This window comes from Arthrobacter sp. CAN_A214, assembly GCF_015751955.1.
In the GTDB taxonomy this organism is placed as follows: Bacteria; Actinomycetota; Actinomycetes; order Actinomycetales; family Micrococcaceae; genus Arthrobacter_D.
The window spans coordinates 1-18,984 of sequence record NZ_JADOUU010000024.1 but is presented as its reverse complement, the minus strand read 5'-3'; the positions used below and the strand labels follow the sequence as shown (position 1 = coordinate 18,984).

At 64.8% G+C, this 18,984-nt stretch carries 17 protein-coding genes; 12 read left to right on the top strand and 5 right to left on the bottom strand.

Annotated features, from left to right (window positions below):
• Positions 1-13 precede the first annotated feature (13 nt).
• Positions 14-1,456, bottom strand: a complete 1,443-nt coding sequence (locus IWX65_RS14705; RefSeq protein ID WP_196883964.1) for a Gfo/Idh/MocA family protein — start codon at positions 1,454-1,456, stop codon at positions 14-16.
• Between the two features lie 172 nt (positions 1,457-1,628).
• Between IWX65_RS14705 and IWX65_RS14700 the strand changes: the two genes are divergently transcribed.
• Complete coding sequence (locus IWX65_RS14700; protein WP_196883962.1) at positions 1,629-2,651, top strand: LacI family DNA-binding transcriptional regulator; 1,023 nt, start codon at positions 1,629-1,631, stop codon at positions 2,649-2,651.
• Positions 2,652-2,671: 20 nt separating this feature from the next.
• Here IWX65_RS14700 and IWX65_RS14695 read toward each other — a convergent pair whose 3' ends face one another.
• Positions 2,672-3,076 (bottom strand): hypothetical protein, encoded by a 405-nt coding sequence (locus tag IWX65_RS14695; RefSeq protein WP_334683890.1) that lies wholly within the window; start codon positions 3,074-3,076, stop codon positions 2,672-2,674.
• Between the two features lie 63 nt (positions 3,077-3,139).
• On the bottom strand, positions 3,140-4,540 hold the full coding sequence (locus tag IWX65_RS14690; protein WP_196883958.1) for an MATE family efflux transporter: 1,401 nt from the start codon (positions 4,538-4,540) through the stop codon (positions 3,140-3,142).
• 97 nt (positions 4,541-4,637) lie between these two features.
• Here IWX65_RS14690 and IWX65_RS14685 point away from each other — a divergent pair, with 97 nt between their 5' ends.
• From IWX65_RS14685 to IWX65_RS14665, 5 genes are all read left to right on the top strand, one after another.
• A complete protein-coding gene (locus tag IWX65_RS14685) occupies positions 4,638-4,991 on the top strand; it encodes a hypothetical protein (protein ID WP_196883956.1) in 354 nt (117 codons plus the stop codon).
• Between the two features lie 233 nt (positions 4,992-5,224).
• Positions 5,225-7,396, top strand: a complete 2,172-nt coding sequence (locus IWX65_RS14680; RefSeq protein ID WP_442859203.1) for a heavy metal translocating P-type ATPase — start codon at positions 5,225-5,227, stop codon at positions 7,394-7,396.
• Between the two features lie 90 nt (positions 7,397-7,486).
• A complete protein-coding gene (locus IWX65_RS14675; RefSeq protein WP_196883954.1) occupies positions 7,487-8,020 on the top strand; it encodes a hypothetical protein in 534 nt (177 codons plus the stop codon).
• A gap of 129 nt (positions 8,021-8,149) precedes the next feature.
• Positions 8,150-8,797, top strand: a complete 648-nt coding sequence (locus IWX65_RS14670; protein WP_196883952.1) for a DUF305 domain-containing protein — start codon at positions 8,150-8,152, stop codon at positions 8,795-8,797.
• A gap of 100 nt (positions 8,798-8,897) precedes the next feature.
• Positions 8,898-9,824, top strand: coding sequence for a F510_1955 family glycosylhydrolase (locus tag IWX65_RS14665; RefSeq protein WP_334683889.1), 927 nt, complete (start codon positions 8,898-8,900; stop codon positions 9,822-9,824).
• Positions 9,825-9,859: 35 nt separating this feature from the next.
• Here IWX65_RS14665 and IWX65_RS14660 read toward each other — a convergent pair whose 3' ends face one another.
• Complete coding sequence (locus IWX65_RS14660; protein ID WP_196883950.1) at positions 9,860-12,403, bottom strand: hypothetical protein; 2,544 nt, start codon at positions 12,401-12,403, stop codon at positions 9,860-9,862.
• A 354-nt stretch (positions 12,404-12,757) separates the two neighbouring features.
• On the opposite strand from IWX65_RS14660, the gene IWX65_RS14655 reads away from it, so the two are divergent.
• Both IWX65_RS14655 and IWX65_RS14650 read left to right on the top strand, forming a co-directional pair.
• Positions 12,758-14,008 (top strand): MFS transporter, encoded by a 1,251-nt coding sequence (locus tag IWX65_RS14655; RefSeq protein WP_196883948.1) that lies wholly within the window; start codon positions 12,758-12,760, stop codon positions 14,006-14,008.
• A gap of 41 nt (positions 14,009-14,049) precedes the next feature.
• Positions 14,050-14,454, top strand: a complete 405-nt coding sequence (locus IWX65_RS14650) for an ArsR/SmtB family transcription factor (protein ID WP_442859205.1) — start codon at positions 14,050-14,052, stop codon at positions 14,452-14,454.
• A 107-nt stretch (positions 14,455-14,561) separates the two neighbouring features.
• Here IWX65_RS14650 and IWX65_RS14645 read toward each other — a convergent pair whose 3' ends face one another.
• Positions 14,562-15,473: a DUF4031 domain-containing protein gene (locus tag IWX65_RS14645; RefSeq protein ID WP_196883946.1), complete on the bottom strand. Its 912-nt coding sequence runs from the start codon at positions 15,471-15,473 to the stop codon at positions 14,562-14,564.
• A gap of 106 nt (positions 15,474-15,579) precedes the next feature.
• Here IWX65_RS14645 and IWX65_RS14640 point away from each other — a divergent pair, with 106 nt between their 5' ends.
• The 4 genes from IWX65_RS14640 to IWX65_RS14625 all read left to right on the top strand — a co-directional run.
• The gene (locus IWX65_RS14640; protein WP_196883977.1) at positions 15,580-16,680 is read left to right on the top strand and encodes a WD40/YVTN/BNR-like repeat-containing protein; all 1,101 of its coding nucleotides are present in this window, start codon (positions 15,580-15,582) and stop codon (positions 16,678-16,680) included.
• A 6-nt stretch (positions 16,681-16,686) separates the two neighbouring features.
• Positions 16,687-16,980, top strand: coding sequence for a MoaD/ThiS family protein (locus IWX65_RS14635; protein ID WP_196883945.1), 294 nt, complete (start codon positions 16,687-16,689; stop codon positions 16,978-16,980).
• Positions 16,981-16,989: 9 nt separating this feature from the next.
• Positions 16,990-17,517: a heme-degrading domain-containing protein gene (locus IWX65_RS14630; protein ID WP_196883944.1), complete on the top strand. Its 528-nt coding sequence runs from the start codon at positions 16,990-16,992 to the stop codon at positions 17,515-17,517.
• 209 nt (positions 17,518-17,726) lie between these two features.
• On the top strand, positions 17,727-18,984 hold a 1,258-nt coding region (locus tag IWX65_RS14625), incomplete at its 3' end, for a M23 family metallopeptidase (protein ID WP_196883943.1).

Genomic DNA, 18,984 nt, shown 5'->3' with positions numbered 1-18,984 from the left:
GGTGGTGGCGGGATCAGGCACGCTGTTGTTCGGTGCGCCCCAACTCGACGCCGAGCAACAGGTCCCTGATGAGAACCGGTGCCCCTGTCCGCAGGGACTCGTTTCCAGCGATTCCGACAGCGACGGACCGCACGCCGTCGAGGTAGCCGGAGGGCCGTCCCAGCGGATCGTCGCCCGGCCCGTTGAAGAGGTCCGACAGCAGGAGCGTGTCACCGCCGCCGTGGGCACCCGCCCCGTTGACGATGGGGACCTCGTAGGCAGGTTCCCAGTGGCGCTGCGCCACGAGCCGTTCGCCGTTCCGGCGGATGGCGTCGTCCTCTTCCACAGGCGTGGCACTGGGGTCGACGACGGTCTTGCGGTCAGTGCTGCTCTCCACGGCAGCGCGTTCAACCACCTCGAGCTCGAGACGGCCCTCCGTTCCATTGACCGCAACGCGGTAGCCCTCCCACGGGCTGTGGGCATTGAGGGAGTAGCTGAGGGTCGGCCCGCCGTCGTAATCGACCACCAAAGCGAGGTTGTCCTCAATGGTGATCCCGTCCGTGAAGACGTCCTGATCACGGCGGTACCCGTCGAAGTGCTCGTTGTCGTAGTACAGGGCCTTCAAACGCTCATCATCACGGAGGTCGAGCGAAAAATTGTCCTTCGCCTCGCCGTCGTGCGTTCCGCGGTCGGGCCGCGACCCCAGCCCCCGGCCCGCGGCGTTCTCTCCGCCATAGAAGCGAAGGCCCCCCGACGCGTAGACGCGGGTCGGAGAGTCATTGATCCACCAGTTCACCAGGTCGAAATGGTGGGACGCCTTATGGATCAGCAGCCCACCGGACTTTGCTTTTTCCCTGTGCCACCGGCGGAAGTAGTCCGCTCCGTGGACGGTATCGAGCATCCACGTGAAGTCGATCGATGTCACGGTGCCGATCGTCCCGCTCTGAATCAGGTCCTTCAGCGCACTGTTGCGCGGCGAATATCGGTAATTGAAGGTGACGATTACATTCTTGCCGGTTTCGGCAACAGCTTCATTGATGCGGCGACACCCCTCGGCATCGATCGTCAGGGGCTTTTCGACGACGACGTCCGCTCCTGCATGGAGCGCCTCCACGATATAGTCCGCATGGGTGAAATCGGGGGTTGTCACGATCACGCGCTGGATGTTCTGCTCGGTGATGAACGCCGTCAGGGCGGCTGGATCAAAAGCAACCGGTGGTTCCGATCCTTCCTGGGCTCCCGCCAGCTCGACTGCGAGGTTCTGGTAGTACTGCACACGTCCGGGATTCACATCGCTCAGGCCTGCGAGCTCCGCTGAGTCCGAGTGGTCGGTGAGGATGGCCCGGATGTACATTTCCGAGCGGGCGCCGGTGCCCACCAGCGCGAAGCGCGTGCGGTCGGACGCGGTGTTCCCAGTTAGGCCCTCGGCAACTCGGTCGGTGTCTGGCGTGGTGGTGATCGTGTCGACGATGTCCATGCGAAGAGGGCATCCTTTCAGGGGATGAATGATCTGCGGCCCGGCTACCCGCAACGGGTGTCGGCAAGAACGAGAAAACGTTTTCTCATTGGCGTTATATGCTTTGTATCAAATCTGAGGCAACTCCGTCAACGTTTTGTCGATCGCCGAGGGGCTCAAAGGGAGGCAAGCGATGCAGAAGAGAGCTGTTGCCCGCCGCGTCGGAATCGCCGACGTCGCAGCACAGGCAGGAGTGTCCCTCGCTACGGTCTCGCGTGTCATGAACGGCAGCTTCACTGTGGATCCAACGATCGCGGCTCGAGTGCGTTCAGTTGCGGGGGAATTGAAGTACCAGGCCAACCCCGTAGGCCGCAGCCTTGCACGCGGAAAGACGGAGACCATCGGCATTCTGGTCCCGGATCTCGCCAACCCGATGTTTCAGGCGGTCCTGCACGGCCTGAGCAGCGCGGCGGCCGAGGACGGATACCGAGTACTCATCGCGGACTCCTCAGAGACATCGAGCGAGGAGAGCATCCTGGCCGCGGAAGCGAGGCGGAGGGGTGACGGGGTAGTGCTGTGCGCACCCCGCATGAATGAAGCGGAGCTCAATGAACTCGCTCCCAGCCTCCAGCCGATGGTGCTGATCAACAGGAACGCCTCTGACGGAACTCCGAGCTTGTCCGTTGACTATGCGCAGGGAATACAGGAGCTGGCGGAGCACCTGGTGGAGCTGGGGCACCGCCGCCTCCTCTTCCTTTCCGGACCCGAAACCAGTGCGTCCAACCGCCTCCGGCTCCTGGGGCTCGACTCGTTTCGCGCCTCCCATCCTGCTGTGGAGGTCTCCCTGGAACAGTGCGGCTTCAGCTTCGCCTCGGGGTACGACGCCGCGTCCCTGGTTGTCGCCAGCGGGGCCACCGGTGTGATGGCTTTCAATGACCTTGTGGCCATGGGACTGCTGAGCGGACTTCATGAACAGGGCGTCAGCGTTCCGCAGGACCTGTCCGTCACAGGCTTCGACGATATTCCTTTTGCCGCCTATACCTCTCCGCCGTTGACCACCGCGGCCGTGCCGCTGACGATGCTCGGCGAGCAGGCCTGGCACCGCCTTCACCAGCTTCTACAGGGTAGCGTCCCGGAAGAACCTGAAACCATATTCAGGACAGAGATCCAGGTCCGGGGAAGCACCGGACCTGCACGCTCCCTGCCCGCCATGTGACGGCGGGCGCGTCTGGAGCCTCAGGCGTCCTTGTCGGGCAGCCTCTGCCCGTAGCGCGGCTCTTCGTCCGGGTCGGCTCGTGTAGCACCGGGTTGCGCATTTTTCGCCGAACCGGCTTCCGCCGCAGGCCTGTCGGGTTTGGCCGACGACCGATTGACGCCGGAGCCCTTGCCCAGGTGCTCGGCGTTGGGAGTTTCAGCCATCATGAGCATTGCGCAGATCACCAGCGAGGTGATGAAGGCGATGCCCCCGGCCGTCAGCCCCAGGTCCAGCCGGAACTCCTTGCTGCCGCCGCCTGTCGCGAAGATCGCCGTCGCTCCACCGGCCACGAGGCCGAGCACCGCTGAAAACAGGAGCGGTCCCTTGATGCCGTAGCGCATCCTGCCCTGCGTGGGTTTCCCCGGTTGGCTCTTGGCCACGTGCATTCCTTCCGGTGGTGCTTTTCTCGATCGCTTCTCCAGTTTCTACAACTGGTAGAACAGCCCTTCCTAGTTTACGGCGTCGCCCGGTGCCGGCGCACCGTATTCGCTGGCGGCAGATGCGCCGGTGCGACGCTCGGCACCGGTGACCATCCAGCCGTCGTTCCGCACGCGCCAGCCCAGGGTGAGCGCCCGGGCTGCCATGTAGCCGAGGCCGAACGCTGTCCACAGCCAGGCGATCCCCGCATTGCCGGTGAGGTTCGCGCTGTAGACCGCAGCAAGCAGCGGAAGGTAGACCACGAGGTTGACGACGCCGGCGAGCGCCAGATACCGTGCGTCCCCTGCCCCGATGAGGACGCCGTCGAGCACGAAGACAAGCCCGCACACGGGCTGAGAAACGGCCAGGATCCACAGGCCCGCGGCGAATGCGGACTGGACACTCTGGTCGGTGGTGAAGATCCAGCCGGCGAATGGCGCGGCAAGGGCGAGCAGGGCTCCGGTTCCGGCTCCGAAACCGAGACCCCACACCACCATGCGCCGGGTCAGCGCACGGGCCAGCGGCTTGTTGCCTGAGCCCAGCTCCTTCCCGATGAGGGCCTGCGCGGCGATGGCGAGCGCGTCGAGGGCGAAGGCGAGGAAGGTGAAGACGGTCATGACGAGCTGGTGTGCAGCGAGGGACAGCGGACCCTGGTCCGTCGCGACGAACACTGTGGCGAGGATCGCGAAGCGCAGGCTCGCCGTGCGGAGCATCAACCATGACCCCACCGACGCCGTCGTGCGGATACCCCGCAGCGAGGGGCGCAGCGGAACCGCGGATGCACGGAGCCCCCTGACCAGGATCACCAGATACACCACCGCCATGCCCCACTGCGTGATACTGGTGCCGAGGGCGGACCCTGCCACTGACATCCCTGCCCCGTAAACGAGGAGATAGTTCAGCGCGATGTTGACTCCGAACCCCACACCCGCGACTACCAGCGGGGTGGTGGTGTCCTGCAGTCCGCGGAGGACACCGGTTGCTGCGAGCACCACGAGCATGGCGGTGAGGCCCGGCATCGAGTAGCGCAGGTAGTCGACGGCGAACGCGTGCACTTCTCCGTCGGCTCCCATGGCTGACGCAAGCGCGGGCGCGCTGATCCACCCGGCCACCGACAGCCCGACACCCAGGGCCAGTGCCAGACCGACGCCGTCACGACCGGCGGCAAGTGCCTGCGGGAGCCGGTTGGCACCGAGCAGCCGCGCGACAGCCGGAGTGGTGGCGTAGGCAAGGAACACCATGAGTCCGACGGCGGTCTGCAGCACCGTCGCGGCGAGACCCACACCGGCAAGTTCCTCTACCCCCAGGTGGCCCACGATCGCGGAGTCCGCCAACAGGAACAGCGGCTCTGCGATCAAGGCGCCGAAGGCGGGCACGGCAAGCCGGAGGATGGTACGGCTGAGGTGCCGGCTTCCCAGCGCAGTATCGCTCACAGCTTCACCCTATAAGCCGGTAACGGGCTGGGCGGGCCAGGGGAATCGTTTAAGCTGGAAGAACCTGCCCGTCCGGGCGTCAACTTCAGGGGGGCCCATGAAAACCGGTGTGAAGCACTATCTCGCCGCCGGCCTTCTCCTGTTCATCAGCACGCTCTTCGTGCCCCAGGCCGTGTCGGATTTCGCACGATCCGCGTCCTCCGGCCAGCTGGCCCCGTCGGGGACCGCCCTGATGTTTGCGATCGGCATGGTGCTCATCCTCACTGCCGCCGGCCTGTTGGCGAGGGGCTACTGGCTGATGCACCAGGGCAGCGCGCGCGTCCCGAGCAGCGAGGACGATCCGGACGAGCCGCTCCTACGCCCCGGCTACGGACCAGCGCCGGAGGAGCAAAAGACGTGGCGGGAGAATCCCCTGCAATACCCGCACGACGACGGCGGCAACCGGGCCTAGCTTCCCGGTATGCAACACCCGCAAACTCCCGATCCCGGCGGACCAGTGGCCGGCAGCCCGGCCCGCGGGTGAGCGTCAGCCCAGGGTTGCGGCGAGCAATCAGCCCAGGGTTGCGGCGAGCTCACGGCACGCGGTTTCGCAGCGGCGGCATGCTTCGGCGCGAGTCTCACCGAGGTTCTTGACATATACCCCCTGGGGGTATAGTTTCGGATCCTCCGGAGGAAGGTTTTGACATGACACACCATGCAGCTGGACCCCACACAACACCACCACCTCAGCACGAGGACCAGCATGGGCCGGCGGATGAGCGGACCCACGGCCAGGCCATGCCGGAGGATGCCCCCCATTCCGCACTGGGAGCCCAGCACCACCCTGTGGATGATGAGCACCAGGTCCATGGCCAGGGCCAGCACGCCGGCCACTCGACGGCGATGTTCAAGGACAGGTTCTGGATCAGCCTGGCCCTGGCCATCCCCGTGGTCGCCTTCAGCCCCATGTTCACCATGCTCCTTGGCTACATGCCGCCGGAGTTCCCCGGCTCTGCCTGGATTTCCCCGATCCTGGGAACCATCATCTTCGTCTACGGCGGCATGCCGTTCCTCAAGGGCGGGCTCACTGAGCTGAAGTCCCGGCAACCGGGCATGATGCTGCTGATTGCCATGGCGATCACCGTGGCCTTCCTCGCCTCCTGGGTGACGACCCTGGGGATCGGGGGCTTCGACCTGGACTTCTGGTGGGAGCTCGCCCTGCTGGTGGTCATCATGCTGCTGGGCCACTGGATGGAAATGCGGGCCCTCGGTTCGGCGGCCGGCGCCCTTGACGCCCTGGCCGCCCTCCTGCCCGACGAGGCTGAAAAAATCACCGACAGCGGCGTCGAGACGGTACCGGTCAGCTCGCTCGCCGCCGGGGATGTGGTGCTGGTCCGCTCCGGCGCCCGCGTCCCGGCCGACGGCACCATCACCGAAGGGACAGCCGAGTTCGACGAAGCAATGATCACCGGGGAGTCCCGGCCCGTATCCCGGACGGCCGGGGAGACAGTGGTTGCCGGTACCGTGGCCACCGACAACGCGGTTCGCGTGAAAGTGACCGCCGTCGGATCGGATACCACCCTGGCCGGCATCCAGCGCCTCGTCGCCGAAGCCCAGGCCTCCTCCTCCAAGGCGCAGGCCCTGGCCGACCGGGCGGCTGCCCTGCTCTTCTACTTCGCCCTGGGCGCCGGCATCATCACTTTCATCGCCTGGCTGGTACTGGGAAGCCCGAACGATGCGGTGATCCGCACCGTCACCGTCCTGGTCATCGCCTGCCCCCACGCCCTGGGCCTGGCCATTCCCCTCGTCATCGCGATCTCCACCGAACGCGCAGCCAAGGCCGGGGTCCTCATCAAGAACCGGATCGCCCTGGAACGCATGCGCACCATCGACGTCGTCCTGTTCGACAAGACCGGCACCCTCACCGAGGGCAAGCACGCCGTCACCGCCGTCACCACCATTGAAGGAACCAGTGAGGCCGAGCTGTTGGCCTTGGCCGCAGCAGCCGAATCCGACAGCGAACACCCCGTCGCCCGCGCCATCGTCACCGCCGCGCGGGAGAACCCCGAGGCGGCAGCCCTTTCCTACACCGGCACCGACTTCTCCTCACTGACCGGACGCGGGGTGCGGGCCGCTGTGCAGGGCAGGGACATCGCCGTCGGCGGGCCGAATCTGCTGAAAGAACTAGGGCTCAGCACCCCTGCCGCCATCTCCGGGACAGTCCAGGAATGGGTAGGGCGCGGAGCGTCGGTACTCCACATCGTCCGCGAAGGGCAGATTGTCGGCGCGGTTCGCCTTGAGGACCGGGTGCGGGAGGAATCCCGGGACGCTGTGAAAGCCCTGCAGGCACGCGGCGTGAAGGTCGCCATGATTACCGGCGACGCACGCCAGGTCGCGGACGTCGTCGGCCGTGAACTCGGCCTCGACGAAGTGTTCGCCGACGTCCTGCCCCAGGACAAGGACACGAAGGTATCCGAGCTGCAGTCCCGCGGCCTGAAAGTCGCCATGGTCGGCGACGGCGTCAACGACGCACCCGCCCTGGCGCGGGCCGAGGTGGGCATCGCGATCGGTGCAGGCACCGACGTCGCCATGGAATCCGCCGGTGTGGTCCTTGCCGGAAATGACCCGCGGTCCGTCCTGGCGATGATCGACCTGTCCAGGGCGAGCTACCGCAAAATGATCCAGAACCTCATCTGGGCCACCGGGTACAACGTCCTGGCCGTCCCCCTCGCCGCCGGCGTCCTCGCATTCGCCGGGATCCTGCTCTCCCCGGCCGTGGGCGCAGTCCTGATGAGCATCTCCACGATCGTCGTCGCCCTGAACGCGCAATTGCTCCGCCGGATCGACCTCGACCCCGAAAGAATCAGCACCACGTGAACGCAGCGGGCGGGATCCGCGATTGGGACGGACCACAGCATCTCGCTAGGCTTGAAGGAAGAGGTAGGGACGATGGAGAGGATCCCGGCGGTGACCAGGGGTAGCACAGACCGCGCAGCCCTCAAGATGCCGCGCGCCGTCCTGACGCTCCTCGGCCTGATGTTCGTAATTTCCGGGATCCTCGCCATGCACGTGTGGATGGGAGGGCATGGGTCCACCAGCCATCATCTGGCCGACCCACCCGCGTCCAGCAGCGTGGCCGTGCTGGCTACCCCAGCGACGACGTCAGCGCATGCTGATGCGATCCCACATGCGTATCCTGGCCACCTTGCCGGTAAGGCAACTGCGGTAATCACGCAGGGCGTCATGGCTGCAACCACCCTCGCGGATGCCCCCGTGGAGCACACCATGGCTGCAGAGTGTGCCGGGGGCTGTAACGCGGATGACATGTCCCTGGGGATGTGCGTGCTGGCCCTGATCCTGATGGGCGCCCTGCTTCTATTGACCCCCGTCGGCCGGACCCTCACAACGACACTCCTTAGACGCGGTCCACCCGCCGTGAGCTGGAAGTTCCTCCCCTCCCCTACTCCTTCACTGACTTACCTCTGCGTCAGCCGCACCTAGAATACGGACCCCCATTTCTGCGGGGTACTCATCGCATGCCGGGCATCTGCCCCCGGCTGCGCGTATTACGGCCCCTTCGACGGGCCGGTAGCTGATACCAGCAATCAATCATTGAAGGATGGCACCACCATGAAGCGCTACCTCTCCCTTCCCGTACTGAGCCTTGCCGCCGTGATCACTCTTGCCGGGTGTAGCACCGATAGTGGAACAACGTCGGCTCCGGCCGTCAGCGCGACGGCCGGCACAAGCGGGAGTCCCGCCACGACCGAAGCCCAAACCGATACCGCTGTTTCGATGGAGCACAATGACGCAGATGTGATGTTCGCGCAGATGATGATTCCGCACCACCAGCAAGCGGTGGCGATGAGCGACATTCTGCTCGAGAAGGACGACATCAGCCCCGAGGTCACAGACCTCGCGACCAGAATCAAGGACGCCCAGGGACCCGAGATCGAGACCATGACCAGCTGGCTCGAAGCCTGGGACGAGCCCATGGAAGCGAGTGGTGGTATGGAAAGCCACAGCATGGGTGACACGGGCAGCATGGACGGAATGATGAGCGACGACCAGATGGCCGAGCTCGAAGCGGCTGAAGGCGACGAGGCATCACGCCTGTTCCTCGAGTCCATGACCGCCCACCACGAGGGTGCAGTCAGCATGGCCCAGGATGAGATCGACGACGGCCAGAATCCCGAAGCACTTGAACTCGCCGAAACCATCGTGGAGACACAGCAAGCCGAGATCCAGGAGATGGAAGCGCTGCTCACCGAGCTGTGACCGGCCAGCAGACTCTCCGTACAGCCGCCTGGGCGGGGCCGCACCGGTCCCGCCCAGGTACTTCGCACCCCTCCATCCTGTTCAGAAAGATCAGCCCGCCATGCCTCCTCGCTGGAACGTCCCCAACCCCGACCGAGCGTCTACCAGAAGCTCCTCCACCCGCACCACCCGAAGCCGCACCGCGCGAAAGCTCGTGGTTCTCGCAGTGGGCTCCGCGTTGCTGACCGCCTGCTCCGCGACCACACCGAGCACCGTCGAACCACCAGCCGCCCCTACTTCGAGTGATTACCCGACCGGACATATCCACGGCATGAGCGTGGACCCCGGAACCAACCGGGTCCTGCTGGCCACGCACGACGGCCTGTTCGATGTCTCCCGGAAACCGGCGGTCAAGATCGGTCCCACGATCGATCTGATGGGTTTCACTACCGCCGGCGACGGGACCCTGTTCGCTTCGGGGCACCCCGGTCCAGGAACGAACCTGCCAGATCCCGTGGGACTCATCCAGTCCAGCGACGCCGGGCAAACCTGGGAACCAGTGTCCCGGCAAGGCGAATCCGACTTCCACGCATTGGCGGCGACCAGTGACGGGCTCGTAGGTCACGACGGAAGGCTCCTTACTTCAACCGACGGGGAGCGCTGGGAACCCGCAACCAGCTATATTCCTGCCCATAACCTCGCGGGGGCATCCTCCGGAGGCGTGGTTCTCGCGACAACGGAAGACGGTCTCCGCCGGTCCACGGACAGTGGACGGACCTGGGCCGACGTCACCGGAAGCCCGTTACTGATGTTCACGACATTCAGCGGCGATGACGCTGTTGGGATCACCCCCGACGGCCGGATCCACACCAGCAACGACGCCGGCATTTCCTGGCAGGCACGCGGCACCATCGAAGGCGACCCGGCGGCAATCGCCGCCACCAGCACCAACGACGGAACCGTGCGGGTGTGGGTCGCCACCGGAACAGGTGTACGGGTCTCCACCGATAACGGCCAATCCTTCGGCGATCTGGCTGCCGGCACCTGAGGGACTTTCCACCCTGAGCATCCTCGGACGCGCGTCTAGCGCCCCGACGCCACGCCGGTGGTGGGATTCCCGGTGAGTGTTCCGGTCTGGAAAGTTTGGGTGCACTGGGTGGTGGTGGCGCAGGCTTGGGCTGTCGTGGGATAGCCCAGGACACCGTTCTCCGCACCCGCGGCTCGGTAGGTGGTGCGTATAGGCCCGGTGACAGTGGGGTGTGCGTCGGTTTTCGCGGACCAGAGGATCTCACCATTCTGGAAGGACTGGTAACAGCCGTTATCGCGCAGCCCGCAAATCTCGATGTTGGTGGGGTACCCCAGAACCCCGTTCTCGGCCCCTGCGGCCCGGTAGGCGTTGCGGATTCCGCCGCTGCGGCTGATCACCGCACCGGTAGTAGCGGACCAGAGGATTTCACCGCGCTGGAAGGACTGGTAGCAGCCGCCGTCTTTGAGGCCGCAAATCTCAGGGCTTCTCGGGTAGCCGAGAAGACCGTTCTCGGCTCCGGAGGCCCGGTAGGCGTTGCGGATTCCGCCGCTGCGGCTGATGTGAGCGCCGGTCGTGGCGGACCACAAAATCTCCCCATTCTGGAAGGACTGGGAACAACCGCCCTCGCGCAGCCCGCAGATCTCGGCGCTGGTGGGATATCCGAGAATACCGTTCTCAGCACCCGCGGCACGATAGGTCAGGCGGATCCCACCACTACGGCTGATCTGTGCCCCGGTAGTGGCCGACCAAAGAATCTCACCATTCTGGAAGGACTGGGAACAACCGCCCTCGCGCAGCCCGCAGATCTCGGCGCTGGTGGGATATCCGAGAATACCGTTCTCAGCACCCGCGGCACGATAGGTCAGGCGGATCCCACCACTACGGCTGATCTGTGCCCCGGTAGTGGCCGACCAAAGAATCTCACCATTCTGGAAAGACTGGTAGCAGCCGTTATCCCGGATACCGCAGATTTCACGGTAGGTGGGGTAACCCAGGGGCCCGTTCTGCGCACCGGAGTTCAGCCACGCCGTGCGGACAGCACCATTGACACTTGCCACGGCACCAGTGCCGGTCGACCACACCACTGCACCATTGGCATAGCTCCGATAGCAGCCATCATCCTTCAACCCGCAAATGACCTCCGAGACCGGGTCCCCCACAGCCGGCACCAACTTGGCAGCAGCATCAATGAAGGGCTCAGCCACCGCTGCCTGCGACAACGGCACTGGAGCCGGAGCCGTGGTCGACGGTCCGTTGATCGTGACGCTTGCGCTCGTGCTGCCGATGGAGTCGATGCGCACCGTCGTTCCGCGAGCGGTGCGGAACGTCGAGCCCTGCTGCCAGGCGTGGTTCTGGTTGTAGTACCCGGTGAACGGGTAGCTCGAAGGGGTCAATGCCAGGGACGCGGCGTCCGGCCAGTCCCCGCGCGCATCCTCCTTATGAATCATCACACCACGGTTATTGTTGATTGCGCCGCCGTCGTTCGCACCGACGGGTGTGCGGAACTCGAGGTAGTAGGTTTCCCTGGTTGCGGGGTCCACGAACTTCACTGCCCGCCGGGCCGCGGTTCCCGCCCAGGGCTGGAGGGTGAAGGATTTTGAGCCTTCGACCACACCTGCATCAAGGATTTCATCCCCGCGGCCGAATCCTCCGTATTCCCAGAGGTAGGCGTTGATCGGCGGCGTGGTGTACTGGGCCAGGCCCATCAGGTCCATGGTGTCGCCGTAGCCCCTCGAGTCGCAGGCCGAGTCGCCCCAAGTGCCATCTGGAGACTCGACATCAGCGCTTCCATTGGAGCACTGCAAGCTGTTGGCGTGGTTCAAACCGAGCACGTGCCCGAATTCGTGGCTGATTACATTGTTGGTGAACCCGGAGGGGACCGGCATGATGACCCGGCCGCTGTTGAAGCCGTCCATGAAACCGCCGCCGAGCACTCCGCCGGCGAATTGCGACACCGGAACATAAACGACCATCGCGTCATTCGGTGTAGCCGTCCACTGCATTCGGGCGGTGATTTTGGCCATGAGGTCGTAGTACTGGTCAGTGCTGTTCGCCGTGATCGTCACATCCCGGTACTCGTCAGTGATTTGCATGCCGAGGCGGTCGTTCGAGGCGGCCCGCCAGTACTTGTTGGACGCGGTGATCGATGCCCGTGCTTGATCGAGTTGGAAATCGGAGATCCGACTGTTCGGGGACCCCGAAAGGACCACGGTGACAAGCGTGACGTTGAAAGTTCCACTGCGCTGGCCGAACGCGGCGGCAGATCCATCGGGGCCACCAAACGGGATCTTCACCGAGTCCGACGGCGCCGCCAGGTGCTCTCCCAGGATCGGGTTGAAACCGGGCTGACCCATGGGGTCCGCCACCGGCTCCACGGTGACCGTGCTGCCCTTCGTGCCCGGCTCCGGGGAAGGCACAACCGGCGTCGGAGTGCTCTTCGCTTCGCTCGGAACTGCCGCTGGACTGCCCGGCGGGACGGCGGCCGGCTCACTCGGTGGAGCTGCGGGAGGAAGGAACGGCTCGGTCGCAGCGTCGGTTGCGGATGATGACGGAGCTACGGTCGGCACCGGCGACTCGAGCGATGCTGCCACTGCGGGCATGGCACTACTCAGGAGTGCGAAGGACAGGACAGCCGAAAGAAGAAGTCGTGACGGGGAAGCAAGGAACAAGAGTTTCTCCAACGGGACATGGCGTGAACCCAGGCGAGTGAAATCCCGAGAAGACTACAGTCCTGTTACGGATGTGAAAGGAGTTCCTAAGGTGAATGAGCAATCCTAGGGCTTTCTTGTGCCTATCCTTCGCATTCGCCGATGCGACCTCAGTAATGAGCAAGTTCGTGGTGAACCGTTCCTCGGCCGGGGTGGGGCGCAACCACTGCTCGATTTCGGAGTTCATTAGTGCGTAGATATGCACGTATCATGGGTGAACTCGTTACTGTGTCAGATGGGCCCATCATGCTTTCTGTTCTGCGTCGCTCCGCGTATCGCAATCTCTTCACGGCTCAGGTCGTTGCCCTGCTGGGGACTGGCCTACTCACCGTCGCATTGGGCCTGCTGGCATTCGACCTTGCCGGAGGGCGTGCCGGCGCGGTGCTCGGCACGGCTCTGACGGTCAAGATGATCGCGTACGTATTCGTCGCGCCCGTCATGGCAGCGCTTGTTGAACGCCTGCCACGAAAAGGTGTTCTCGTTGGTGCGGATCTGGTGCGTGCGGGGATTGCGTTGAGCCTGCCGTTCATCGATCAGGTGTGGCAGATCTATGTGCTGGTATTCATTCTGCAGTCAGCGTCCGCGACTTTCACCCCGGCCTTCCAGTCGCTGATTCCGGTAGTGCTGCCGGATGAAAAGGACTACACGAAGGCGCTCTCACTCTCGCGGCTCGCGTACGACCTTGAATCACTTGTCAGCCCGCTTCTGGCGGCAGCCTTGCTGGCCGTGGTGTCGTATACCAACCTGTTCGTCGGCACGATGGCGGGCTTCCTCGTGTCCGCGGCGATGGTCCTGGCTACCAGCTTGCCCGTGATTCCGGCCTCTCAAAATCCGGGATCCCTGATGCACCGCACAACCCTCGGTACCCGTATCTTCCTGCGCGAACCAACCCTGCGCGGGCTCATGGCCCTGAATCTCGTGGTGGCCACGGCTACAGCCCTCGTCCTGGTCAATACCGTCGTCTATGCACGCTCCCTCTTCAATGGATCAAACATCGACGTCGCTATCGCCCTGGCGTTCTACGGTGCCGGGTCCATGATCGTCGCGTTCATCACGCCTCGGATCCTCGAGCACACCCCCGACCGGACCTTCATGCTTGTTGGCGGCGCACTCGTGCCCGTGGGACTCCTCGGTGCGGCCGTCATCGCCGCAACGGATAGCTCCTGGGCACTGCTCCTGGGCCTCTGGGTCGTCCTCGGCATCGGAACCTCGATGATCAGCACCCCGTCCTCGCGTCTTCTGCGCCGGGTCGCCACCGACACCACGCGAAGCTACCTCTTCACCGCGCAATTCTCGCTGTCCCACGCCTGTTTCATGCTCACCTACCCCGTCGCCGGGTGGGTAGGAGCCGCAGCAGGCCAAACTGCAGCGGCCCTCGTCCTCGGCGGGCTCGCCCTTGCCGGAACCATCGCGGCCCTCATCATGTGGCCCTCGACGAAGGCCCTTCGGCCGGCTGAAGCACCAGTGGCACCCCGGAGTGCGAGCCGCGAACGGTAACGTAGTGATTCCATGAAGGATCGGTACGGGAAGTGGTCAGCATCAGCGAACAACGCAACGCCCGAACCGCCGCGTCCCGTCCAACCACGCCTTCGGGCGGCTCGGCCGGCGGGCCCAGCTTCGTTCACCCGATCGAACCGGACAGCCAGCGCCTTGAGGCCGGCGCGGCGACCTTCAGAATGCTCGCTGATCCCACCCGGCTACACATCCTCTGGCTCCTCACCCAGGGACCGGCCGACGTCGGAACCCTCGTCACTGCGACCGGAGCCAATCGCACCGCTGTCAGCCAGCACTTGGCTAAACTCCGGCTCTCAAATCTGGTATCCACGCGCAAAGTAGCACGCAATATCGTCTACAGCATTATCGACGGACACCTCACCCGCCTCATCCTCGAGGGCGTCAATCACGCGGATCACCGCGTCACCGGCGAACCTACCCACGACTGAATTTTGGGGAACTGATCCGGCTTGCGCCCGAGGGAGGTACTTCTTGTAGAGTGTTCCTTGTGAGGCCCTGACCGGCTCGGGCGTTTTCCCCCATTTCTCCCGCCCGGTCAGGGCCTCCTTTCTGTTCTTGGCCCCTCTAGACCGGCCAGCTCGTTGGCAAGATTCGCGCGGGCAGCATCAAGCCACAACCGCTGCGCGCGCTGCGTGCGATACAGCGGATCGACTCCCAGCAACCTCCGGACGACGCCGGCGCGTCCTGTGATGAAGTCGGCGTCAGGCACGGAAGCGTATTCCTCCCGGACGGCGGCGACATACCGCGCGTAGTCCGCGGGCAAACCTCCGAGCACCGCGAGATCGGCGTCGCACAGCAGTGCACCCGCGCGGTCGTCCGTGGAAGGTGAATGGGAGATGGTCAGGAGGACAAGACGCTGGACTTCGGCGGTATCGTCGGCGGGAAGGCCGCCAAGGAGCTCCCCCGCGAGCGCTGCGGAATTGCGTTCATCACCCGCCACCCCCTGGTACACCGCGTCGTGGAACCACGCAGCCAGCTGCACCGAGCGACGGATGGCGGCGTCGTCGTCGTCGTCGAACAAGGTGTCGAGCGCCTCGAGGACCGCGAGCAGGTGCGCGTAGGTGTGGTATTTGCGGTGCGGCTCGCCCCACCGGCCCAGGAGTTCCTCACCGACCTGCCCAGCACCGGGCAGGTCGGTGAACGCTTCATTCCACCGCAGGAGGAGGGTGCGCCGGAGACGCCCGGGCCGCCGCCGGGCGGGGACCCGCAACCCGCTGGCAACAAGCAGGCGCACCAGGTCCCCTCCCTCCACCTCCTTGGCGCCGCGCCGGACAAGATCGCGGTAGCGGCGGGCCGGGACGTCATAGTGGTCCAGGTCGAAGGCCCTCGGCCCTATGCCCGCCGCCGAGGCGAACGAGTGGAGTTCCTCGAGGGAGGAATCCGAGACGAGGTGGGAGAACACCGTTCCGTGGGCAGGCCAGCGCGGGGGGTCGATGAAAACGGCCATGCCCGCGGTTTAGGCGGCGGCCACCTATATACAGGCAAGGGTGCGTGTGCCATTCTTCCTAAAGGCACCAACCAACCTCACGAATCCGGACTTCATCGGGGCAGTCATGAGCACTCCTGGAACGAGCACCACCCTCCTTGCCATCGGCACCAAGAAAGGATTGTGGCTCGCCACCAGCAACGACCGGCAGTCCTGGACCCTTTCCGAGCCGAAATTTCCGATGCAGGAGGTGCCCAGCATCGGCATCGATACCCGCGGCGGTCGGACGCGCATTCTGGTCGGCAGCATGTCCTGGCATTGGGGCCCCTGCATCGTGCACTCCGACGACCTCGGTGAAACCTGGACGGAGCCACAGGAGGGCGGCATCAGGTTCGATGCCGGGGACGACGCCGCGCTTGCACGCGTCTGGCAGATCCAGCCCGACGCCGAGAGCCGCCCTGGGGTTGTCTGGGCCGGCTGCGAGCCTATCTCCGTGTGGAAATCGACCGACGGCGGCGAACACTTCGATCTGAACCGGGGCCTGTGGGACCACCCCCACCGCTCCGAGTGGGGTGCCGGTTTCGGGGGTGCCGCGGCCCATACCGTATTGCCCAGTCCGGCCGACGATACCGTCCATGCAGCCATGAGCACCGGCGGCGTCTACCGCTCGCTCGACGGCGGTGCTTCCTGGGAGCCGCGCAACAGTGGTATCTCGGCCTATTTCCTGCCCGATCCCCAGCCCGAATTCGGGCAGTGCGTCCACAAGGTGGCTCGGGATGCCGAAAATCCCGACCGCCTGTACGCGCAGAACCACCATGGGGTCTACGTGTCCCAGGACTCCGGTGATACCTGGCAGTCCATTGCGGACGGGCTCCCCTCCGACTTCGGCTTCGTGATGCTTACCCACCCCCGCCGCGGCGGGACCGCCTGGGTGATTCCGCTGAAGGCCGACGGCGAACGCTTCCCTCCCGACGGCAAGCTCGCGGTCCACAGGACCGACGACGCCGGCACCACCTGGCAGCAACTGGACCACGGCCTTCCGCCCCTTGAATACAACGCGGTGCTGCGCGACGCCGCCTGCGTCGATACTGCCGAGCCGGCCGGCGTCTATTTCGGCACGCGGGGTGGAAGCGTGTACGCGAGTCCCGACGAGGGTGCCACGTTCACCGAGGTGGCCTCCCATCTGCCGGACGTGCTCACGGTGCGCGCCGCCGTCGTCGCCGGGTAGCGCCCGATGACCGACGGCGCTGTCACCGTATTGATTCCCACCCTGCTGCGGCGGTTCCTGGAAGGCCGAAGCGAGATCCCCGTGGAAGTCAGTGGACCCACCACCGTGGGACACCTGCTCAATAGGGTCGGAGACGGCAAACCCTTGCTGAGCCAGCGGATCCGTGATGAGACAGGGAGCTTGCGCCGCTACGTCAATATCTATGTGGACGGCGAGGACGTGCGCGGACTGGACATGCTCGACACCCCCGTGAATCCCGGCGCCACCGTGATGATTATCCAGTCGGTGGCGGGCGGGTAGATTGGGGCGATGAAACCAGAAAACACCCCCTTTGATCCTGATCATCCGGGTGTGCAGTCCGAAGCTGCGCTGAACTCCCTTATCCGGCGCGTCGAGGCGGAAATAGCGGAGTTGCACTTCGAGAGTTTCTCCAACAACGAAGCCATATCCCTCGGGATGCGCCTCGTGGAACTGGGTACCGACAGTGCGCTGCCCATCGCCGTCGACATCAGGCGGTCCGACCATGTGCTTTTCCATGCCGCCCTCGACGGCGCAACCCCTGACAACGACCTCTGGCTCAGGGCCAAGAGCCGCACGGCAGCAAGGTATGCAATACCCTCACTCCTCGTGGGACTCCGTGCGCGGCGGGGAGGCGGACGCGCCGAGGACAATCCGCTGTTCGACACAGCGATCTATGCAGCACACGGCGGCTCGTTTCCCTTCTACATCCGTGGCGCAGGCCCGGTGGCCACGGTGACCGTTTCCGGACTGCCGCAGCTTCAGGATCACAACCTGGTGGTCGAGGCATTGAGGCTCCACAAGCTCGCCGCAGGTTAAGCGCATGATTTTCTGGATATCGGCAGTTGAGGTCCGGAAGACACCTCCGCGCTTTATGATGAGTTTCATCGCACGGTCTCACGCCCTAAGGATTTCCCAACCGCGAGTTGGTTTAGTAGGTGCAGGCGGTCTCTCACAGGTGAGCGCCAGGACATTGGCGGGGTACAACGTCTTTCTTCTCCTTCGCGGGGAAGTTTATGGAGATCGTAATGACAAAGTTTTGGCCGTTTACCGGCACTCGAAAAGCCGCATGGAACAGTCGGGTTGCCGCACGATCAGGCCTCGGCGTGTTCATTGTTCTCGCCGCGGTCTCCACCTCCGGCTACCAGAGCCCAGGATCAACGCCGCAGTTGCACAGTGTAGGCAGCGCCTCAACCGGGGCCAATGCGCGTTCCGGTATCGACAAGGCCCCCTCATCGGACCTCGCAGGACGCGGCCTTCTTGCGCCACGCGGTACGTTGGCGGGCGCTTCTGATCCCACGAACCCATTCGGTGAGGACTCCGAGCCACCGAAGGCCACGCCAACGGAGAACCGTTTCGAGATCGTCCGGGCTCGAGATGCCCATACCCTCCTTGCCAACTCGTCCACGGAATTCCTGCAGGTTGAGAGGCCGGCCGCCGGCACGCTGGTGGCGCCGCTTCGGCAGCTCAACCCGAGCTCATCCTTCGGTCTCCGCACCAATCCCCTCGACGGTTCCCCTGGGGAATTCCACTGGGGCCTGGATTTCGCTGCATCCTGCGGAACAACTGTTTTTTCCGCCGATGCTGGAGTTGTCACTTCAGTGGGGTGGCACGCGGGGGGTGGAGGCAACCGCATCGAGCTGGACCACGGAAATGGGTTGGTGACCACCTACAACCACCTGGAGAGCATCTCGGTCAAGAAAGGCGATGCGGTGAATGTGAGCACCGCCATCGCCAAGGTCGGAACCACCGGTTCCTCCACCGGATGCCATCTCCACTTCGAAACAATCCTGGACGGCACTTATGCCGACCCGGAAAACTGGAGGCTCGTACCCGTCGGGGAGCAGAACTACCGGCCCGGTCCCGTCGTCGCCGACTATGCTCCCGGGTTCGCCCCAAGACCGGAACTCGTACCCGTCTTGGCGCCGGTATTCAACAACCGCTTCGACAACCCGGCGGTCCGCCGGCCCGCCCCGCCCGCCGAGGTAGTTCAGGCCGGCCCGCTTTCGCCGATGCCGGCGCCGAGACCGACAACGCTGAAGGACCTGACGCCACCGCAGGCCCCTTCCTTCGAGGAGAAGCGGAACCCCGGATCTTTGTCGGCGACAGCCCCCTCCCCGCTGCAGAAACCCGTCTTCGCTCCGAAACCTTCCGAGTCACCGGCGTCCCCCTTTTCACCGTCCACACCCGACGCGCAGAAACCGTCCTCACCGTCCACACCCGCCGCGCAGAAACCGTCCTCACCGTCCACACCCGCCGCGCAGAAACCGTCCTCACCGTCCACAC

Bases quoted from the DNA above. Each gene is read 5' to 3' on its own strand.
- IWX65_RS14680 (WP_442859203.1), top strand. From the start codon at position 5,225: ATGACACACCATGCAGCTGGACCCCACACAACACCACCACCTCAGCAC.
- IWX65_RS14635 (WP_196883945.1), top strand. From the start codon at position 16,687: ATGACCGACGGCGCTGTCACCGTATTGATTCCCACCCTGCTGCGGCGG.
- IWX65_RS14640 (WP_196883977.1), top strand. From the start codon at position 15,580: ATGAGCACTCCTGGAACGAGCACCACCCTCCTTGCCATCGGCACCAAG.
- IWX65_RS14630 (WP_196883944.1), top strand. From the start codon at position 16,990: ATGAAACCAGAAAACACCCCCTTTGATCCTGATCATCCGGGTGTGCAG.
- IWX65_RS14660 (WP_196883950.1), bottom strand. From the start codon at position 12,403: ATGCCCGCAGTGGCAGCATCGCTCGAGTCGCCGGTGCCGACCGTAGCT.
- IWX65_RS14645 (WP_196883946.1), bottom strand. From the start codon at position 15,473: ATGGCCGTTTTCATCGACCCCCCGCGCTGGCCTGCCCACGGAACGGTG.
- IWX65_RS14655 (WP_196883948.1), top strand. From the start codon at position 12,758: ATGCTTTCTGTTCTGCGTCGCTCCGCGTATCGCAATCTCTTCACGGCT.
- IWX65_RS14685 (WP_196883956.1), top strand. From the start codon at position 4,638: ATGAAAACCGGTGTGAAGCACTATCTCGCCGCCGGCCTTCTCCTGTTC.
- IWX65_RS14670 (WP_196883952.1), top strand. From the start codon at position 8,150: ATGAAGCGCTACCTCTCCCTTCCCGTACTGAGCCTTGCCGCCGTGATC.
- IWX65_RS14705 (WP_196883964.1), bottom strand. From the start codon at position 1,456: ATGGACATCGTCGACACGATCACCACCACGCCAGACACCGACCGAGTT.
- IWX65_RS14700 (WP_196883962.1), top strand. From the start codon at position 1,629: ATGCAGAAGAGAGCTGTTGCCCGCCGCGTCGGAATCGCCGACGTCGCA.
- IWX65_RS14695 (WP_334683890.1), bottom strand. From the start codon at position 3,076: ATGCACGTGGCCAAGAGCCAACCGGGGAAACCCACGCAGGGCAGGATG.
- IWX65_RS14665 (WP_334683889.1), top strand. From the start codon at position 8,898: ATGCCTCCTCGCTGGAACGTCCCCAACCCCGACCGAGCGTCTACCAGA.